Raw genomic sequence first — 18,819 nt, forward strand, 5'->3', positions numbered from 1 at the left:
GCGAGCAAGCCCGCTCCCACAGTGGGGATGTGTTGTGGCTTAGAAGTCGACCCTTATGCCAATCGTGCCTTTGCGCCCATTCAGCTGATTACTGTCCAGATTGCTGTTGTACCCCACCTCGCCATACACACTGACCGTGCTCGATACCTGCATCGTTGCCCCGGCGCTGACGTCCAGCGTGGTGGATTTCTGTTCGGTATGGATGTTCGTACTGTCATTGAACGTGATGGTGTTATTCCCGGCGCTGGCGTGCCACACGTTGCTACGCACGTAAGGCTGCAGGGGCACGCCGCTCACGCTGTAGCTGCCCTTGAGGCGGACACCGAGACGGGTGACGACGTTAGTGTCGGCGCGGAATGAGACATCCGAGATTCCGTCGTTCTGGCTGTCCACATAGCTTCTATCGACAATCACCTGGGCCTGCGGCTCAACCTCCCACTGTTCAGACACCGCAAACGGCATTCCCACCTCCACAGACCCCAGCACGTTGTGGCCCTTGGTTGGGAGTTTGACGCCCCGGTCGGATTCACTGTGGCCATCGAACCGTGTACCCATCAGCACGACATCGATATAGGCGCGGTTGGCGCCGATGAGCGTCCAATACGCGCCCAGGCTGTCACCGCGCAGGGTGGTGTTGCCGGCGTCCTTGCCCTGAAAACCGCCATTGAAACCCGCCACATTGCCGGTCAGGCGGCTGTGGCCGACAAAGAAACCGAAGCGTTGGGTCAGGCCAGCGTAGTTGGTCCAGGCATACAGGTCAGTGCCAACCTGGAAACCGGACAGGGAGCTGTCCAGCGACGGGCTGACGGTGCCGGCGAATGATTGCCGCGTGCTGCTGCCATACACCCGGCCCCAACCGGCCGCTAAAGCGCCAGGTTGACGTTGCAGGCTTTGATCGCCCGTGCGTTCGTGGTAGGTGCCCAGCATGCCCTGGACCATCTGCTGCACGGCGGGAAACAACACGGCATACACCGGGACTTCCGGGCGATAGATGGGTATGGGTTCTTCTCCCGGGAAAATCCCCGGGAGGTCCGGCGTGCCGTCGGCGGGGACGGGGGGGAGAATGCCCACTGGGTCGTCAGGATCCTCAGGGTTGGGCAGCGGCGGCGCCACCACCGAGGACCGCAGGAACCAGTTTTGCCCGGTGCCCGGCGTTACGCCTCCTTTGAACAGGTAGTACTCATAGGCGCCTGCGGAAACGGATCCACCGCGCAGGGTAAACGCCAGGTCGCTGCTCGTGGCACCGTTAAGCGCCTCAACCACCTGGATGCCGTTCTGCAGCGTCATGGCGCCGGGGCCGGCAAGGTTGGTGACGGTGATGGTAGTGCCGCCTTGCAGCGTGCCCTGGCTGACTACCAGCTTGTCACTGGCCGAGCCGTCGGCGCCGAGTACCGATTGCAGCGCCAGTTCGCCACCATTGCCGGTGTAGTTGCCGTTGACCGTCAGGCTGTCGGTGGCGCTGGAACTGCCGGTGGTCATGTCGATCAGGCCGCCGTTGTTCAGGTTGGCTGGTTGCCCGGCCGTGAAGGGGCTGATGCTGCCCTGTGTTACCTGCAGGGCGGCGCTGCCAAAAATATTCAGGGTACCGGTGGCCGTAGCGCTGTCACCGAGCTTGAAGTCGCCGCCCAGGGTCAGGCGCGAATTGTTGTCCAGGTTGACGGTTTCCCAGTTGACATAGCGGGTTGGCGTGGCGGATCGGGTGTTGTCGAAGGTCAGGGTGTCGTTACCCAAACCACCATCCAGAAGTGGTGTGGAGGCCAGGGTGGTTTCGGTCAGGTTGAACAGGAAACCCCTGTCAGCGCCATCACCCATGAGGATTTCCTTATGGATCAGACCGCCGCCTTCCCAAGTGAACTCATCGTTGCCAAAGCTGGCGAGGATCTGCCCACTTATTTCCCCTCCGCTGACTTTGATGATGTCGTCGCCGCCGCTGACGCTGATGTTGCCACCAACCGTTCCTCCGGACACCAGGATGGTGTCGTTTCCGAAGCCAGTAACGAGGTTGCCGATGATCGCTCCACCCCGCAGGTCAAACAGGTTGTTGTCGAGCTTCATGTCGACCCGTCCGATGCTGCCACCGGTCATCAGCGCTACATCTCCATCTTCAAAGGCGCCGACAATCCTGCCACTGCTCATGGTGAACTCGTCACGGCCGTCGCCCTGAGCCAGTGAGGCGACGGTGCCACCGCTCTGGAAGTACTGGTCTACCCCGTCACCCTGGGAGATTGCACCGGAGCTGCCGCCGCTGATTTGCGCAATATCACCGCCCGCGCCTTGAGTCACCGTGCCGGAGATATTGCCATTGAACAGTTGGAAAATATTTCTTCCGTCACCTTGATTGATCGCACCGTTGATCGCGCCGGAATCCATCGTGACCCGATCATCTCCCGCTCCATAAGTCACGTTGCCGACGATGATGCCGGTGCCGCCGACGGGGAACTCAAGGATGTTGCTTCCTTGTAAATCCGTCAGCGCGCCAGCACTGCCATCGCTGCACAGGGTGGTGTCGTTGCCTGCGGTTATGACCAACGTACAGGCGGCCTGCGCGGGGAGGGGCCAATTGAGCAACAGCGTCGTCACGCTGCAGACGCTCAGATACGTCACTGATGAAAACCGCGTGCTCATGATTCGCCCTCCCTGCAAGCCGGTGTTCCAAGCTAGCCACACAGAGAGAGCGTTCGCTACTGTCAGAAGTAACAGGTATAGACGAGTGGGTGCGCCTACAAAAATACAATCTCATAGGGCTCGCGCATGCGCTCCAGCAGCACCTGTGCCAGGATCGGCGCCAGGCCGATTTCCGGGTCGCCTGCCAGTTGGCTGGCATAGGCGTGGGCGGCGTGCAGCTTGCGGGCGACGCTCCAGGTGTCGAGCCGCACCTTGCGCGCGCGCTGCCAGGGGATGGCGGCGGTTTCCCGAAGCGGCCAGTGCCACGCCCAGATCGGCAGTTCGTGCAAGCGCACGCCCTTGACTGCGCAGGCTTTGGCAGCGGCACGGCCGACGGCGTCGTGGTCGTCATTGCCGTCGTTGCGCCAGGTGGTGAACACCACGTCGCCGGGTTGCAGGTAGCGCGCAATGAACTGGCTCATTTGCTGTTCCCGCGCGGCCAGGGCGTTGTCGGCGAAACCGCCGCGTATCCATTTCAGGCTGTGCAGGGGCACGCCCAGGCGGCGCAGGGCTTCGACACTTTCCTGGGGCCGCACCACGCTCAAGCGTTTGGCCGGCCACACGGTAGACCCCGGATGGCTGGCGCTGCCGTCGGTGATGGAGATCAGTTGCAGGGAGTATTCAAGGGTGCTGAGCAATTGCAGCAGACCGCCGCAGGCGATCACTTCATCGCCGGGATGCGGGGCGATGATCACCACGCGGGCGCCCTTGGGCACCAGGGTTGCGGGGTTGATGGCAGGGATTTGCGCGAGTTGCGGGGCGCTGTTCCAGATTTGCGCGGGGCCCCGGCGGTTGTCACTTAACAGTGCAGGCTTCATGGGTGTCACGTCCTTGTTTATCGGTGGTGCAGGCCGTACCCCGTTGACGGGACGGCTCTTGTGGTACGCGAGCGTCAGGTACTGCACGCTCGCGGCGCGACGGCGTTCCAACCCTGGATTGCCGTGCAAGGAACAGTGATGATAGTTATGAATTGCCGCTTTAACACCGCCGGGTGTCGCAATTTTTTCAGGAGGCCTGCATCAGGCTCTTCAGGTAATCACCGAAGCCGCCCTGGGCGCGACAATCCAGGCGGGCACTGGTAATCACCTGGGGCGAGTGGCTCCAGGCAATGGAAGCCCCGCAGCGCTCCAACTGGCGCACCAGCTCCACGTCTTCATGGCAGGGCAGGGCCTCGAAACCGCCGGCCCGCACGTAGGCGCCGGCACTGACGCCCAGGTTGGCGCCGTGGATATGCCGATGCCCGTCCCGGGCGGTGTAGGCCTGGTGATAGCGGATCTGCGCCGCCGGGTCGAAGCCCTCGCTCCAGGCGTCCACCGTCACCGTGCCGCACACCGCATCCACGCCCAGGGCCAGTTGCGCCACCAGCCAATCGGGAGCGACGCGGCTGTCGGCGTCGGTGCAGGAAATCCACCGCGCGCCGTTGTTAAGCAGGTGCCGCGCACCCACACCGCGCACGTGGCCCACGTTTCGCGCCTGCACTTCCAGGCTGTGCACCTGGTATTCGCGGGCGATCATGGCGCTGCGGTCGCTGCAGCTGTCGAGCACTGTCAGAATCTGCACCTCTTCACCCAGCAGGCCCGGATGACTGGCGGCGACCATCGCAGCTTTCAGGCATTCGGGCAGCAGTTTTTCTTCGTTATGCACGGGTATCAGGATGCCGATCATCGCAGTCCCTCCAGGGTCGCAACCGTGGTGCCGTCGCGGCTCCACAAATCCAGTAGAAAATCGCTTTCGTGATGCTGCGCCAGATGTGGCATGCCCAGGCGCTGGCCGAGGCGCGCATGCACCTGTTCGGCGGTCTGCGGGCAGCCTTCGATGATCGGGCGCCAGTGGCAGGCGAGGATTTGTCCATCAGGCGTCAGGGAGGCGAGGGCGCGATCGATCAGCCCATCGAAATCCTTCGGGTCCAGGTAGTAGCAAAGCTCGCTGAGCACGATCAGCTCGAAGGTTTCGCTGGGCCATTGCTGCGGCAGGCGGCTCTGCTGCACGGTGGCATGGCTGAAACCCCGCAGCCGCGCCTGTGCCAGGCTGACCGCCGCTAGCGCCGTGTCACAGCAGAGCAGGCGGTCACAGCGCGGGGCCAGCTCGAAGCTCAGCTCGCCGTTGGCGCAGCCGGGTTCAAAGATCGAGGCATAGCGCGGCCGGGTCAGCAGCGCCAGGGTCAGGGCCCGCTTGCGCTGTTCATACCAGCGTTGCCGAAAGGCCCAAGGGTCGTCGTTGCCGGCAAACAGCTCGTCGAAATAGGGCGTGGCGACACTCATACGAACACCACTTCAAAAGGTTGCAGCAGGCGCTCCAGCACATAGGGCGCGAGCACCGGCGGCAGGCCGATCTGCGGGTCGCCTTCCAACTGGCTGGCGAAGGCATGGATGGCGTGCCGTTTACGGGCCACGGCTTCAGGTGTCAGGAGAATTTTACGAGCGCGATCCCAGGGCACCTGGCTGTCTTCCGGGGTTGCCCAATGCCAGGTCCAAACGGGCAACTCCAGCAAGGTTGCGCCCACCGCCCGGGTCGCCTTGGCACTGGCACGGCCCACAGCCTCGTGGTCGCAATGGCCGTCTTCGCGCCAGGTGGTGAAGACCACGTCGCCGGGCTTGAGGTAACGCTCGATAAAGCGGCTCAGGTCTTCTTCACCTGCGGCGACCTGGCTGTCGCTGAACCCGGCCCGCAACCATTTCAGACTGTGCAACGGCAATCCCAGCCGGTGCAGGGCCTGCGCCGACTCTTGCGGCCGCACCACGCTCAGGCGTTCCACCGGCCAGCGGCGCGAGCCGGGATGACTGGCGCTGCCGTCGGTGACGGAGATCAGCAGGATAGGGCGATCCAGCGCGGCAAGGCCTTGCAGCAGGCCGCCGCAGCCAAGGACTTCGTCATCCGGATGTGGCGCGATGATCACGGCGCGGCTGCCTTCAGGCACCAGTTCGGCAATGTCTACGCAAGGCAGCTCGGCCAGTCGCGACGAGCTTTGCCACACATGCAAGGGCGTGCCCTGGCCGACGATTGGATTGATCTTCATAGTTCCCATCTCCCTGGGCGCTCATCGGCGACTTGTTGACCAAGGGCGGCCAGGTCGCGCTCGGCATGACTTTGCCGCAGGTACACCGGCAAGTCGGCCATCAACTGGGCAAAATGCGGGTCCTTGCAATACGGCCCGGCGCCCAGTGCTCGGCCGACATGGTGAATCACCTGGTCGACGGTTTCTTCGATACAGGCCCGTGCCTGTTGTGCCAGCAGCCGGGCATCTGCCTTGGGCTGCCGGTCGATATGAGTGGCGCTGTCGCGCAGCACACAGGCCGCGCTGTGCAAGGCACTGTCGACGCTGCCAAGGTGCGCCAGAGCGTGGGGCTCCGGGCGTTTTGCACACTGCTCGCGCAAGGCCTCCGCCAGGCGTTGTGCCGCGCCGTACCAGCAGGCGGCGATGCCGATGCCGCCTTGCCAGAAGCCGGGGCGCGCCAAATAGTCCCCAGGCTTGCCGATGGCCAGGCCAACGGCGTCCTGGAAAAGCACTTCAACACTGCCCGTAGCGGCCATGCCCACGGCGGCCCAGCCCTCATCGGTGACGGTTACGCCGGGCTGGTGCATTTGCACTGCAACCAGTTGCTGGCGATCCTCTTCATCCCACGCCGTGAGCAAGCCGTGGCTGACCACCGCCGCGCCCGAGCACCAGGCCTTGCGGCCCTCCAGCCGCACACGTTGGCCGTCACGCCGGATCCGCACCTTGGCGGTGGGCGGTTCGGCCGCCCACATGCCCCACGTGCTGCCAACCGGCGGCAAGGGGCTGTCGAGTTCAGCGATGATCGCCAGGGCGTCTGTGTGGCCTTCAAACAACTTGCACAACCGCAGGTCATGGCCGGCGACTTGCGCCAGCCGGCTGAAGCGTTCCAACGTTTGCCCGCTGCCCGGCAAGGGCAACTGGTCCAGGCCTTCCTCCACCAATGCCCTCAGCGCAGCGCCAAGGGCCTGGGGGTCCGGGTAATCCCGGTAGCCGCGAAGAAACTCATGCAAGGCCATGTCACACCTCGTCCTCATGCTGCAATTCAAACAGCAGCAGCGAACGCCCGGTGACGGCGTATTCGTGATCGAAATCGAAGCGTTCCTGGCCACGCACTGCCGGCTGGTTGGTGTCGAGCATGCAGGTCCAGAAGCCGCCATCCGGCACCGGTGGCAGGCGGAAATTGACCATGTCGTGGTGGGCATTGACCACCAGCAACAATGTGGCATCGGCCCCCGGGCGGCGAATCCCGGTTTCCTGGGCGCGGCCATCCATCAGCATGCCCAGGCAACGGCCATGGCTGTCCTGCCATTGCTCGATGGTCATTTCATCGCCGCTCGGCGCGAGCCAGGTGACATCCTTGACCCCGATATCTTCGTTGTAGTCGCCCACCAGGAAGCGCCCGCGACGCAGGATCGGGTACGCCAGGCGCAACTTGATCAGGCGCTTGACGAACTTGAGCAGGGCCTTGCCGTCTTCATCCAGTTCCCAATTGATCCAGCCGATCTCACTGTCCTGGCAGTAGGCGTTGTTGTTGCCGTGCTGGGTCCGGGCGAACTCGTCACCGGCTACCAGCATTGGCGTGCCCTGGGCCAGCAGCAGGGTGGCGAAGAAATTGCGCATCTGGCGCAGGCGCAGCGCGTTGATTTCCGGGTCGTCGGTAGGACCTTCGACACCGTGGTTCCACGACAGGTTGTTGTTGCTGCCGTCCTGGTTGTTCTCGTCGTTGGCTTCGTTGTGTTTGTCGTTGTAGGACACCAGGTCGTGCAGGGTGAAACCGTCGTGGGCGGTGATGAAGTTCACCGAGCTGTACGGCCGGCGGCCGCGCTGGTTGAACATCTCGCCCGAGGCGGTCATGCGTCCGGCGAAGTCGGCCAGTTGGCCGTCGTCACCTTTCCAGAACGAGCGCACGGTGTCGCGGAAACGGTCGTTCCATTCCACCCAGCCCGGCGGGAAACCGCCGACCTGATAGCCGCCGGGGCCACAGTCCCACGGCTCGGCAATCATTTTCACCTGGCGCAGCACCGGGTCCTGGCGGCAGGCCACGAGGAAGCTGTGGCGCTCGTCGAAACCGTCGCGGTAGCGGCCAAGGATGGTTGCCAGGTCGAAGCGGAAGCCGTCGACATGCATCTCGGTCGCCCAGTAGCGCAACGAGTCGGTGACCATTTGCAGCACGCACGGGTGGCTCAGGTCGAGGGTGTTGCCGGTGCCGGAATCGTTGATGTAGAAGCGCTTGTCATCGGGCATCAGGCGGTAGTACGAGGCGTTGTCGATGCCGCGCATGGACAGCGTCGGGCCTTGCTCGTTGCCTTCGGCGGTGTGGTTGTAGACCACGTCCAGGATCACTTCCAGCTTGGCTTCGTGCAGGTGCGCGACCATTTCCTTGAACTCGGCGATCTTGCCGCTGGCCAGGTAGCGCGGGTCCGGGGCAAAGAAGGCGATGCTGTTGTAGCCCCAGTAGTTGGTCATGCCTTTTTGCAGCAGGTGCTGGTCGTTGACGAAGGCGTGCACCGGCAGCAACTCGACCGATGACACACCCAACTGGCGAATGTGCTTGAGCACATCGTCGACCATCAGCCCGGCGCAGGTGCCGCGCACTTCCTCAGGCACCGAAGGGTGGCGCATGGTGATGCCGCGCAGGTGGGTTTCATAAATGATCGTGCGATCCCACGGCGTGCGCACTGGCTGGTCGTTGCCCCAGGTGTGGGCCGGGTCGATGACTTTGCACTTGGGCACGAAGGGCGCGCTGTCGCGTTCGTCGAAACTGAGGTCGGCGTCCGGATGGCCGATGGTGTAGCCAAACAGGGCCTCGGACCATTTGAGCTCGCCCACCAGCTGTTTGGCGTAGGGGTCGATCAGCAATTTGTTGTGGTTGAAGCGATGACCGTTGGCCGGGTCATAGGGACCGTACACGCGGTAGCCGTAGATCAGCCCGGGGTGGGCGTCGGGCAGGTAGCCGTGGAAGGTCTCGTCGGTGTATTCCGGCAGTTCGATGCGCTCCAGCTCGACTTCGCCGCTGTCGTCGAAAATGCACAGTTCGACTTTGGTGGCGTTGGCCGAGAACAGCGCAAAGTTGACCCCCAGACCGTCCCAGGTCGCGCCGAGAGGGAAGGGCAAACCTTCACGAATCCGCGACGGCTCGTTTTCCGGCGTCGAGTTGGGCTTGTTGGGTTTGCTCATTGAGATGCTCCTGCAAAAGGGTTTTTCCGGGCCGAACGGGGCCATTCCGGCATGATGCCGGGTAGATATCGGTAGTTGGATAGCCTCCTGCGGTGCGGGCGCACCTGCAGGAGGATCTTTGGGTCAGGGGGCCTTGGGCTTCTTCGCAGCAGGCTTCTTCGCCGCCGGCACTGCGCTTGGCTTGGCTGCCGGTTTGGGCGCTGCCGCTGCGGGCTTGGCTTTTGGCTTGGCCTTGGCGGCGGCCTTCGGTGCCTTGGATGGCGTCAGCGATTCGGCTTCCGCCAGTTTGCGCGCCATTTCCCAGTGTCGTGCGTCCTCGCCATGGGGTTTACCTTCAGATTCCCAGATCTGATGTGCCAATTCGCGGATGCGTTTGTCTTCAGTACTCATCGCAATGCTCCTCACAGAAAATTTCAGCTTTCTTGATCATCAGGATTGATAAAGACATTGACCGGGAAATCCCCCAGGGCAGCGCTGATCATGAGCTCCTTGTTTGGTGTGACTGCGCCTGTTCGGAAAAGTCCCTTCCAATTTTGGGTTGGAGCGGCGAACGGTAATCGGACCCGGGTATCGCCCCAAATCTGCGCGTTGATCAGGGGATACACACCGTTTTCAAGCAGCCGGTGAGGCCAGCGTGGCACCACCACCAGCAGCTGTTTGCCCTGGTATTCGCGGTAGAAAGCGACCACCCGCTCGGCGTGTTCGCCCACCACTTCCAGAGGCTCGTACGTGCCCTGGCGAAACAGTTGCGGATGCGCCTTGCGCAACCCCAGGACCTGGCTGATCAACGCCTGTTTTATACGCCCGTCATGCCAGTTGAACATCAGCTCGCCGATGTCCGGCGGCGTGTGCAGCCCCTGTCGCCGTGCGGGGTAGTCCACCGGGCGGCGGTTGTCAGGGTCTACCAATGTGAAGTCCCAGAACTCATCGCCCTGGTACAGGTCCGGCACGCCCGGCACGGTGAGGCGAAGCAAGGATTGCGCCAGCCCGTTGAGCGCGCCGGCCGGGGCGATGGCCTGGGCGGCCTCGCCGATGGCATCGCGCAGGGTCTTGCCGGCGTCCTCCAGCAGCAGCCGTGACAGGAACGCTTCGACACCTTGCTCGTACAACTCGTTGGGTGCGCTCCAGCTGCTGTTGAGCTTGGCTTCACGCAGGGCTTTCTGCTGCCACTGCCACAGGCGCTGGTGATAGTCCGCCAGGCCCTCGGTATCGTCGCGGTGCAGGTCCAGCGGCCAACTGCCCAGCAGCACCTGATAGAGGATCAGTTCGTCACCCGCGGACGGCGTGTTGGCATCGCTGCGCAGGCGGGCGGCAAGGGGGCGCCATTGCTCCACCTGCTCGGCATACCAGTCGGCGGCCTCGCTGAGCACGGCCAGGCGCGCACGGGTATCTTCGCCGCGCTTGTGGTCGTGGGTGGCGGTGGCCAGCAGGTTGTCGGGGAAGGTGCGCAGTCGTTGCTGGTTGACCGCGTGGAAGTCTTCCAGCGGGGCGCTGAATTGTTCGGTGCTGAAACCCACGTCATTGCGCGACAACAACACACCCGAGCGGTAGAACGCAGTGTCTTCCACGGCCTTGGCCGCCGCCGGCGAGGTCAGTTGCTGGAAGCGTACGCAGGCGTGCTTGAGCATCTTGCGTTTGCGGCCAAGGGGGCGGTCGCGCCAGGGTTGGCCGCCGAGCCATTTTTCCAGGTAGTCGAGCACCGGCCAGTCGCCTTCGCTCAAGGTGCTGCGGGCACCGGCCAGGGCTTGCAGGAAAAACACGTCATCCAGTTCGCTGCGGCCCCGGGCGCTGATGTAGGTGCGGTACACCGGGAAATGCACGATCAGTTCCTGCAACGCGCGGCGAATTGCACCCAGGGTCAGGTCGCGGCTCATCACATCGTCCCGGGCCACTTGCAGCAGGGCCTGGGCCACACTTTCAAAATCCCCGGCCAGGGAACCGTTGAGGATCTGCTGCCGGGCCAGCCAGGCTTCTTCGATAAATGAAGACGGGCGTTCGGTGTGGCGGGTCCATAACTCGGCCAGGGGTTCGAAGCCCTTCGGGTCATGTTGCAGCAATGACAGCTGGTTCATGAATTCGTAGCCGGTGGTGCCGTCCACGCGCCAGTCTTCACGCAAGGTTTCGCCTTCGCCGAGGATCTTCTCGACGAAGATCGGCAAGTGCCGCCCACTCGCCAGCGAGTCCACCCGGCGGCGCAGCTTGCGGCAGTAACCGCGCGGGTCGGCGAGGCCGTCGATGTGGTCGATGCGCAGGCCGTCGATCAGGCCTTCGCTGATCAGCTGGAAGATCTTGCCGTGGGTCGCTTCGAACACTGCGCTGCGTTCAACCCGCAGGCCGCCCAGCTCGTTGACGTCGAAGAACCGCCGCCAGTTGATATCGTCCGCTGCCGTACGCCAGCTGGCCAGGCGATAGCTTTGTTGTTCCAGCAGGTGGTGCAGGCGGGCGAAACCTTCGGGCTGGCGGGCGTCGTAGAGGTCGAGGTTCGCTTCGATGGCCTTCAGGGTTTCGGGATCGCGGGCGGCCTCGATCAGTTCCTGTTTCAGCGCGGCGGCCTGGGGATAGGCGTCCGGCTGGTAGGCCAGGCTGCTGAAGCGATCGGCCAGTGACTTGACGGGCACCAGCTCGCCGTATTCCCGCGGGCAGATCGGGAAGCGATGTTCGTAATGCTCGACGTAGAAGCTGCCGTGCTGCGGGTCGAAGCGCAGCGGCAGGGCACCCGACTGCAGGGCTTCGCCGTAGTCGCTGCCCAGGAACGGCATCAGCAGTTGGCCCTTGAGCAGCGGGTCTGGCGAGTGCCATTGAATGTCGAAGAATTCGCTGTAGGGACTCAGGCGACCCCATTCCAGCAAGTCCAGCCACCACAGATTATCGGCACCGCCGACGGCCATATGGTTGGACACGATATCGAGGATCAGCCCCATGTCATGTTCGCGCAACGCCGCAACCAATCGCCGCAGCGCCGGTTCGCCGCCCAGCTCGGGATTGACGGTGGTGGGATCGACTACGTCATAGCCGTGCATCGAACCGGCGCGGGCGCTCAGCAATGGCGAGGCGTAGAGGTGGCTGATGCCCAGTTCGGCGAAGTACGGCACCAGTGGCACGGCGTCGTCGAGGGTGAAGCCCTTATGAAATTGCAGGCGCTGGGTAGCCCGTAGCGTCAATGCTTTCATCGGTCACGCTCTTGGGCCTGGATGCGCGCCACGGCCAGCAGCTCAAGGCGGCGGGCGGCATTGTCGTCATCGAGCAGGGTGGCGGCATCGCCCGGCAGGCGGCGGCGCCAGTTCGGGTGGGTGTCGGTGGTGCCGGGCAGGTTGGATTGTTCCTCGACCCCCAGGGCGTCCTCCAGCGGCAGCAATACCAAGGGTGCGCGGGTGTGGCCCAGGTAGCGCACGCTGGCGTCGATGACGTGGTCGGTTTCGTTGCGCACTTCGTCGATGAAGTTCTGCGGGTCCTGGCTCAAGGCCTGGCGCAGTGCCTGGCGTTCCCGCAGGCGGTGTTCGCTCCATTGCTCGACGGTGGGTGCATCGATCAGGCCCAGCTGGACATTCCAGTCGATATCGCGGCTGTGCCACCAACCGTTGAGGGTCGGCAGGTCGTGGGTGCTGGTGGTGGCCAGCGCGTTGTCCGGCCAATCGAGGATCGGCTTGAACTGGCCGCCGTGGTCTTGTTCGAACAGCAGCACGCGCATCCCAAGGATTGAGCGCGCGATGAGTTTTTCCCGCAGGCCGTCGGGTACGGTGCCGAGGTCTTCACCGAGGACGATCGCCTGGTGGCGGCTCGACTCCAGGGCCAACAGCCGCAGCAGGTCATCCACCGGGTAATACAGGTAGGCGCCGTCCCGTGGCGAGGCGTCCATCGGGATCACCCACAGGCGTTGCAGGCCCATCACATGGTCGATGCGCAAGCCGCCGGCGTGGGCGAAGTTGGCCCGCAGCATTTCGATAAACGCGCGAAAGCCGTTGCGCTTGAGGCCTTCGGGGGAAAACGCGGAAATACCCCAGCCCTGGCCGGCGCGGTTGAGGATGTCAGGTGGCGCACCCACGGTCAGTTCCGCCAACAGTTCATCCTGGCGGCTCCAGGCCTGGCTGCCGCCGCCGTCGGCGCCCACTGCGAGGTCGGCGATCAGGCCGACACCCATGCCGCTGCCGCGCGCCGCTTGTTGCGCGCGTTCCAGGCACCGAGCAATCAGCCATTGGCTGAAGGCGTAGAAGCCGATTTCGTCCCGATTGGCTTCGGCAAACTGCACCAGGGCCGGGCTTTGCGGGCTGTGCCAGTCCTCTGGCCAGTGGCGCCAGTCGAGGCTCTCGCCGTTGGCCGCGCGTTCGGCTTGTACGGCTTCGAAGCGGCAGTGGTTTTCCAGGGCTTCACCGCCAGCCTGGCGGAAGCTCAGGAAGTCGGCATGTTGCGGGTGGTCGCCCTGGCGGAAGTCGTCATACAGGGTGCGCAACAGGCGCTGCTTGGCTTTGGCCGCGGCCGGCCAGTCGATCAGGCTTTGTTGCTCAAGGTCATTCAATTCGTCGGCCAGCCCGCTGGCTTCGATGGCAGTTTGCACCGCACGTTCGCCGAGGATGCAGCCGGGGGACGCGTACAAACTGTTGAGGAACAGGCGGCTGGACGGGGAATAGGGGCTGAAGCGCTCGGTGTCGGCGCTGAACATCGCGTGCATCGGGCTGATGGCCAGGGCGTCGGCGCCGCGTTCGGCGGCGGCGCGGGCCAGTTGTTCCAAGGCCTGGGTATCGCCAAAGCCGCCGTCGCCGCTGCGGCGCAGGGAATACAGCTGGGCGCTCAGGCCCCAGGCGCGGGCAGTCTGGGTGTCGACCGCTTCTGCAACGGTGTAGCAATGCGTCGGTGCCACGGCCAGGGTGAAATGCTGGTCGGCAATATGCACTTGTTGGTAGCCGACCGGAATCGAGCCGGGCAACACCGCGTTCTCGTCCAGGCTCAGGTCCAGCACGCTGGAGTCTTCGAGGTGAATCTGGCACGGCGTACCGGGGGCGAAGTAGCGCGCCAGGTCCAGGCCGGCGCCGCTGTCGACGGTCATCAGGGGCGGCAGGTGCTTGTCTTGTTGCACGCGTTCGAGGTCCAGCAGGCTGGCTTCGATCTCGGCGTCGCTGTCGGCCGGGTGGCCCAGGCCTTTGAGCACGGCGCGCAGGGCGTCGGGCTTTACATGTTGCGGGCGGCCATTCGCGTCGATCCAATCGACGGCCAGGCCCGCTCGGCTGGCGAGTATTTCCAATTGCGCGTCGCTCAAGGGTGCTCTCCAACAGGGGAATGGGTGAGGCTGACGCGGGCGCTGAGGGGAGCCAATTGTTCGGCCCCGCTGGCCTGCGTCACAAATAGGAGGTGCTCGGCAGCCGGGTAGTTCAGAGAATCGGCGCTCAGGTTGAGGTCGATCTGCAACAGGCTGCCATTGCCCAGGCGCCAGCGCGCCGTGACCGCGCCCTCCGCCAGCACGTGCGCACCCAGGGCCATGCTGCCGGGCAGGTGCGGCACGATATGTTGGTGGCGCAGGCTCAACAGGTGCCGGTAGAGCTGCGAGTCGCCGCAGTCGGCGAGGGCGGGTGCCGAGCGGCGGAAGGTCTGCAGGGAGTTGGGGTCGGGAATGCGTTCGCGGCGTTCGGGGTCGCTGAACGCGGCGAAGTCGGCAAACTCATTGCGCCGGCCTTCACGTACCGCCTCGGCCAGTTCGCCGTGATGGTCGGTGAAGAACAGGAACGGCTCCTCGGCGTTGACTTCATCGCCCATGAACATCAGCGGGATCATCGGCGACATCAGCAGCAAGGTCGTCGCGGCGCTCAGGGCCTGGGGCAAACACAGTTGATGCAGGCGTTCGCCCAGGGCGCGGTTGCCGATCTGGTCGTGGTTCTGCAGGAACAGCACAAAGGCGCTGGGCGGCAGGTGCCCGCTGGGCTCGCCGCGCGTGTGGCCGTGGCGCGTGGTGTGGCCCTGGTAGATAAATCCTTCGCTCAGGCAGCGCGCCAGTTTTCCCGTGGGGTCCTGGGCGAAATCGCTGTAGTAGGCGTCGGTTTCGCCGGTGAGCAGCACGTGCAGGGCGTTGTGGCCGTCATCGTTCCACTGGGCGTCGAAACCGCTTTCCAGCAGGCTGGCCTGGTTGAATTCGTTTTCCAGCACCAGCCACACATGCCGCCCCGTGTCGACTTGCTGGCGTACTTTTTGCGCCAGCTCCTGCAGAAATTCGGGATCGTTGATGGCGTGCACGGCGTCCAGGCGCAGGCCGTCGAAGCGGTATTCCAGCAGCCACATCAGGGCGTTGTCGATGAAGAAATCCCGGACCTCCCGGCGATCAAAGTCGATGCCCGCGCCCCAGGGCGTGTGCACGTCTTCGCGAAAGAAACCCTTGGCGTAGGTGCCGAGGTAGTTGCCGTCGGGGCCGAAGTGGTTGTAGACCACATCGAGGATTACCGCGAGGCCATAGTGGTGCGCACTGTCGATCAGCTGTTTGAGCTGCTCGGGCGAACCATAGGAGGATTGGGGAGCGTAGGGCAGGACACCGTCGTAACCCCAGTTGCGTTCGCCGGGGAACTGCGCGATGGGCATCAGCTCAATGGCGGTGACCCCCAGTTCGGCGAGGCGCGGCAGTTGTTTCTCGACCTCGGCGTAGCCCCCCAGTACGCCCACGTGTATCTCGTAGATCACCGCTTCGTGCCACGGCCGGCCTTGCCAGTGGCTTTGGCGCCACTGATAGGCCAGGGGGTCGACCACCACGCTGAAGCCGTGAACGTCCGTGGCCTGTGCCCGGGAAGCCGGGTCGGGAACGTCCTGTTCGCCGTCGATGTTGTAGCGGTAGCGGGTGCCCGGCGGGCATTGCAGCTGCACCACAAACCAGCCATCGGCCTGGGGCAGCATCGCTACCGATTTTCCTTCCTCAAATTCAACGCTGACATAAAACGCGTCTGGCGCCCATAACGCGAAGCGGGTGTGTTCCGCATCCAGCATGATCGCGCCGTGGGGCCAGGTTTCCAGAGTCCGTGACGGCATCTATGAAGACCTCTTTTTTACTGTTTCCCCGATCTTCCCAGCGCTTTCGCTACCAGTTGCTCATAAAGTTCGGCATAGGGTTCCACTGCCTGGCACCAGTTGAACGGTGCGGCCATAGCCCGGCAACGCATGGCGTTGAGCAAGCCTGGGAAGGCGAAGACCTTGAACGCGCGGCTCAGGGCCGCTTCGTAGCTTTCGACAGTGGATTCGTTGAACAGGAAGCCGGTGACGCCATCCTCGATGGTGTCGGCCAGGCCGCCGGTGTTGCGTGCAACCGGCAACGAGCCGAAGCGCTGGGCGTACATCTGGCTCAGGCCGCAGGGTTCGTAACGGGATGGCATCAACAGGAAGTCGCTGCCGGCGAACATCCGGCGCGCGTCGGTCTCGTTGAAGCCGATGCGCACGCCGATCTGGCCGGGAAAGCGCAGGGCCAGGGCACGCATGGCTTGCTCTTCTTCCGGCTCGCCGCGACCGATGATCGCGATCTGGCCGCCATTTTCGACGATGAAACTGGCGACCGCCTCGGTCAGGTCCAGGCCTTTCTGGTAGACCAGGCGCGATACCACGGCGAACAGCGGGCCGGTGGAGTCGTGCAAGCCAAACAGGTTGCGCACGTGGGCGGCGTTCTGTGCCTTGCCTTCCCAGTCACCAATGTTGAAAGGGTGGGTCAGGTGCGGGTCGGTGGACGACTCCCAGCTTTCATCAATGCCGTTGGGAATGCCGCTGAGCAAGCCTTGCTGGGTCTTGCTGGCGAGAAAGCCATCCAGACCGCAGCCAAATTCGGGGGTGGTGATTTCCTGGGCGTAGGTGGCGCTGACCGTAGTGATATGGCTGGAATACGCCATTCCGGCCTTCAGGAATGACAGCTTGCCGTAGAACTCCATGCCTTCTTGCTGCAAGGCGTGTTCGGGAATGCCCAGCTCCGGGCACGAGGCCAGGCTGACCACGCCCTGGTAGGCGAGGTTATGAATGGTGAACAGCGTTGGAGTGCGTGACCCACGCCAGTGCATATAGGCTGGCGCCAGGCCTGCTGGCCAGTCATGGGCGTGCACCAGGTCCGGGCACCAGTGGATCTGCGCCAGGTTGGCGGCAATATCGGCGGCGGCCAGGCCCAGGCGGGCGAAGCGGATATGGTTGTCGGGCCAGTCGCGGCCGTTGTTGGCGCCGTAGGGCGTACCTTCGCGCTCGTAAAGCTCGGGGCAGATCAGCACGTAGATAACCAGGCCGTCCTTGAGGTCCATGCGCCCGATCTTGCACGGTGGCAGCGCGGCGTGGCCCCCCAGCTCACCGATGATATGAATAGGGTTGTCGCTGTCCAGCACTTGCGGGTAGCCGGGGATCAGCACGCGCACATCGTGCAGGTGCGCCATGGCGCGGGGCAGGGCGGCGGAAACGTCGCCCAGGCCGCCGGTTTTCACCAGGTCGGCCAGTTCGGAAGTGACAAACAGCACTTTTTTGCGATTGGGATTCACACGTGGGACCGGCCGCACCGTGTTGGGAAGGTCGGCCAATGAGGTCGGCCCGCCAACCGGCTGACTAAAACGCTCTCCCTGAGTATCTACAGCGGCACTGATCATAGTTCTCTCCCGAGTTCTGGTCGGCTGATGGCATATGGCAATCAGCGAAGGTTGACCGCGTCCTGCGGCCAGGCGCACAAGCGCTACACAGACTGGCAAGCCTTATGCCAGTTGTGCTGGAGTCTTAAATAGAGTGGATGGACGGGCGTTCGGTATGAACCGTCAGCACTCGCCTTACCTTAAACCTGACCTGTGGCAGAGTTGGAAAGTTTCGATTTTTTGCGGGGTTTTTGTTTTGGATCGGACCCATCGGTCATGAGTCTAGGACAGATCCCAGAGCCTGTGGGGTCTGTGGGGTATTTTTGTAGGACAAATTTTTTTCATGAGCCCGGTAGCAGCTGTCGAGCGCGCTCCGGTTCAGGATCGGCAGTGCGCCCGACGCAGCCTCGCTGAGGCTCGACAGCTGCTACGGGGGGGAGTGGGAGGTGAAATGTGTGCACTAGCTTAGTGCGCGAACGGGCACTCCTTTGGCCCAGGCTTGGATGTCTTCGATCATTTGCTGGTAGAACTGGCGGTAGTTCTGCTCGCTGACGTACCCCACATGAGGGGTGGCCAATACGTTGGGCAACTGGCGGAATGGATGCCCGGCTGGCAGCGGCTCCTGGGCGTACACGTCCAGTGCCGCGCCCGCCAGCCGGCCATTGGCCAGGGCGTCAATCAAGGCGGCCTCATCGACAATCGGCCCGCGTGCCGTGTTCACCAGATGCGCTGTAGGTTTCATCCAGCCCAACGCTTCGGCGTCCACCAGCCCGCGGCTGCGGTCGCTGAGCACCAGGTGAATCGACAACACGTCTGCCTGTTCAAACAACTCGCGCTTGCTGACCCAGGTCACGCCGCTTTCGGCAGCGCGCTCTGGGGTAAGGTTTTCGCTCCAGGCAATTACGTGCATGCCGAAGGCCTGGCCAAATTTGGCGACCTTCTGGCCAATGCTGCCCAGCCCGAGAATCCCCAGGGTCTTGCCGTACAAATCGCCGCCCAGGCCCACTTGCCAACCCCCGGCGCGCAGGGAATTGGCTTCGGCCAGCAGGTTGCGGGTGGACGCCATGATCAGTGCCCAGGTCAGTTCCGGGGCGGCGTGCTTGTAACTGTCAGTGCCGCCTACCTGGATACCCAGGGCCTTGGCCGCAGGAATGTCGATGGCGGCGTTGCGCATGCCGCCGGTCACCAGCAACTTGAGCCTGGGCAAGCCTTGCAACAGAGCCTGGTCGAAGGTGGTGCGTTCGCGCATCACGCAGATCACCTCGAAGCCCTGCAAGCGTTCGATCAGCGTGGCGGTGTCCGCCGGGTAATCGTGGAGGAAGTGCACCTGGCCGACCGACGCCAGGACTGACCAGTCCACCACGCCACTGGCCACATTCTGCCAATCATCAATCACTGCGATCTGTACCGACATTCACGCATGCCTCG

General features: G+C 63.6%; 13 protein-coding genes. All 13 read right to left on the minus strand.

Annotation, left to right across the window (positions count from 1 at the left end; translation table 11 throughout):
• Positions 1-39: 39 nt before the first annotated feature.
• The 13 genes from HX815_RS10910 to HX815_RS10970 all read right to left on the minus strand — a co-directional run bounded on the left by HX815_RS10910 (position 40) and on the right by HX815_RS10970 (position 18,805).
• Positions 40-2,625 carry an autotransporter outer membrane beta-barrel domain-containing protein gene (locus tag HX815_RS10910; protein ID WP_177028189.1) on the minus strand — a complete coding sequence of 862 codons (2,586 nt, stop codon included), beginning with the start codon at positions 2,623-2,625 and terminating at the stop codon, positions 40-42.
• A 95-nt stretch (positions 2,626-2,720) separates the two neighbouring features.
• Positions 2,721-3,482 (minus strand): PIG-L deacetylase family protein, encoded by a 762-nt coding sequence (locus HX815_RS10915; RefSeq protein WP_087692380.1) that lies wholly within the window; start codon positions 3,480-3,482, stop codon positions 2,721-2,723.
• Positions 3,483-3,669: 187 nt separating this feature from the next.
• Positions 3,670-4,329: a glycosyltransferase family 2 protein gene (locus HX815_RS10920; protein ID WP_177028190.1), complete on the minus strand. Its 660-nt coding sequence runs from the start codon at positions 4,327-4,329 to the stop codon at positions 3,670-3,672.
• Complete coding sequence (locus HX815_RS10925) at positions 4,326-4,925, minus strand: SAM-dependent methyltransferase (RefSeq protein ID WP_003207530.1); 600 nt, start codon at positions 4,923-4,925, stop codon at positions 4,326-4,328. Before HX815_RS10925 ends, HX815_RS10920 begins: the two co-directional genes overlap by 4 nt.
• Positions 4,922-5,680: a PIG-L deacetylase family protein gene (locus HX815_RS10930; RefSeq protein WP_177028191.1), complete on the minus strand. Its 759-nt coding sequence runs from the start codon at positions 5,678-5,680 to the stop codon at positions 4,922-4,924. The genes HX815_RS10925 and HX815_RS10930 overlap by 4 nt, the downstream gene beginning before the upstream one ends.
• A complete protein-coding gene (locus HX815_RS10935; protein WP_177028192.1) occupies positions 5,677-6,675 on the minus strand; it encodes an acyl-CoA dehydrogenase family protein in 999 nt (332 codons plus the stop codon). The genes HX815_RS10930 and HX815_RS10935 overlap by 4 nt, the downstream gene beginning before the upstream one ends.
• Before the next feature lies 1 nt (position 6,676).
• Positions 6,677-8,836, minus strand: a complete 2,160-nt coding sequence (gene glgX, locus HX815_RS10940; protein WP_003207536.1) for a glycogen debranching protein GlgX — start codon at positions 8,834-8,836, stop codon at positions 6,677-6,679.
• Between the two features lie 123 nt (positions 8,837-8,959).
• On the minus strand, positions 8,960-9,226 hold the full coding sequence (locus HX815_RS10945) for a DUF2934 domain-containing protein (protein WP_177028193.1): 267 nt from the start codon (positions 9,224-9,226) through the stop codon (positions 8,960-8,962).
• A 23-nt stretch (positions 9,227-9,249) separates the two neighbouring features.
• Positions 9,250-12,006, minus strand: a complete 2,757-nt coding sequence (locus HX815_RS10950) for a malto-oligosyltrehalose synthase (protein ID WP_177028194.1) — start codon at positions 12,004-12,006, stop codon at positions 9,250-9,252.
• Positions 12,003-14,087 carry a 4-alpha-glucanotransferase gene (malQ, locus tag HX815_RS10955; protein ID WP_087692374.1) on the minus strand — a complete coding sequence of 695 codons (2,085 nt, stop codon included), beginning with the start codon at positions 14,085-14,087 and terminating at the stop codon, positions 12,003-12,005. The genes HX815_RS10950 and malQ overlap by 4 nt, the downstream gene beginning before the upstream one ends.
• Entirely contained in the window at positions 14,084-15,835 is a 1,752-nt protein-coding gene (gene treZ, locus HX815_RS10960) for a malto-oligosyltrehalose trehalohydrolase (protein ID WP_177028195.1), read from the minus strand. The genes malQ and treZ overlap by 4 nt, the downstream gene beginning before the upstream one ends.
• A 17-nt stretch (positions 15,836-15,852) precedes the next feature.
• Entirely contained in the window at positions 15,853-17,412 is a 1,560-nt protein-coding gene (glgA, locus tag HX815_RS10965; RefSeq protein ID WP_087692372.1) for a glycogen synthase GlgA, read from the minus strand.
• Positions 17,413-17,851: 439 nt separating this feature from the next.
• Positions 17,852-18,805 carry a D-2-hydroxyacid dehydrogenase family protein gene (locus tag HX815_RS10970; protein ID WP_177021953.1) on the minus strand — a complete coding sequence of 318 codons (954 nt, stop codon included), beginning with the start codon at positions 18,803-18,805 and terminating at the stop codon, positions 17,852-17,854.
• Positions 18,806-18,819: the final 14 nt, after the last annotated feature.

The sequence above is a fragment of the Pseudomonas sp. E6002 genome (assembly GCF_013385565.1).
In the GTDB taxonomy this organism is placed as follows: domain Bacteria; phylum Pseudomonadota; class Gammaproteobacteria; order Pseudomonadales; family Pseudomonadaceae; genus Aquipseudomonas.

Bases quoted from the DNA above. Each gene is read 5' to 3' on its own strand.
- HX815_RS10910 (WP_177028189.1), bottom strand. From the start codon at position 2,625: ATGAGCACGCGGTTTTCATCAGTGACGTATCTGAGCGTCTGCAGCGTG.
- HX815_RS10915 (WP_087692380.1), bottom strand. From the start codon at position 3,482: ATGAAGCCTGCACTGTTAAGTGACAACCGCCGGGGCCCCGCGCAAATC.
- HX815_RS10920 (WP_177028190.1), bottom strand. From the start codon at position 4,329: ATGATCGGCATCCTGATACCCGTGCATAACGAAGAAAAACTGCTGCCC.
- HX815_RS10925 (WP_003207530.1), bottom strand. From the start codon at position 4,925: ATGAGTGTCGCCACGCCCTATTTCGACGAGCTGTTTGCCGGCAACGAC.
- HX815_RS10930 (WP_177028191.1), bottom strand. From the start codon at position 5,680: ATGAAGATCAATCCAATCGTCGGCCAGGGCACGCCCTTGCATGTGTGG.
- HX815_RS10935 (WP_177028192.1), bottom strand. From the start codon at position 6,675: ATGGCCTTGCATGAGTTTCTTCGCGGCTACCGGGATTACCCGGACCCC.
- glgX (WP_003207536.1), bottom strand. From the start codon at position 8,836: ATGAGCAAACCCAACAAGCCCAACTCGACGCCGGAAAACGAGCCGTCG.
- HX815_RS10945 (WP_177028193.1), bottom strand. From the start codon at position 9,226: ATGAGTACTGAAGACAAACGCATCCGCGAATTGGCACATCAGATCTGG.
- HX815_RS10950 (WP_177028194.1), bottom strand. From the start codon at position 12,006: ATGAAAGCATTGACGCTACGGGCTACCCAGCGCCTGCAATTTCATAAG.
- treZ (WP_177028195.1), bottom strand. From the start codon at position 15,835: ATGCCGTCACGGACTCTGGAAACCTGGCCCCACGGCGCGATCATGCTG.
- glgA (WP_087692372.1), bottom strand. From the start codon at position 17,412: ATGATCAGTGCCGCTGTAGATACTCAGGGAGAGCGTTTTAGTCAGCCG.
- HX815_RS10970 (WP_177021953.1), bottom strand. From the start codon at position 18,805: ATGTCGGTACAGATCGCAGTGATTGATGATTGGCAGAATGTGGCCAGT.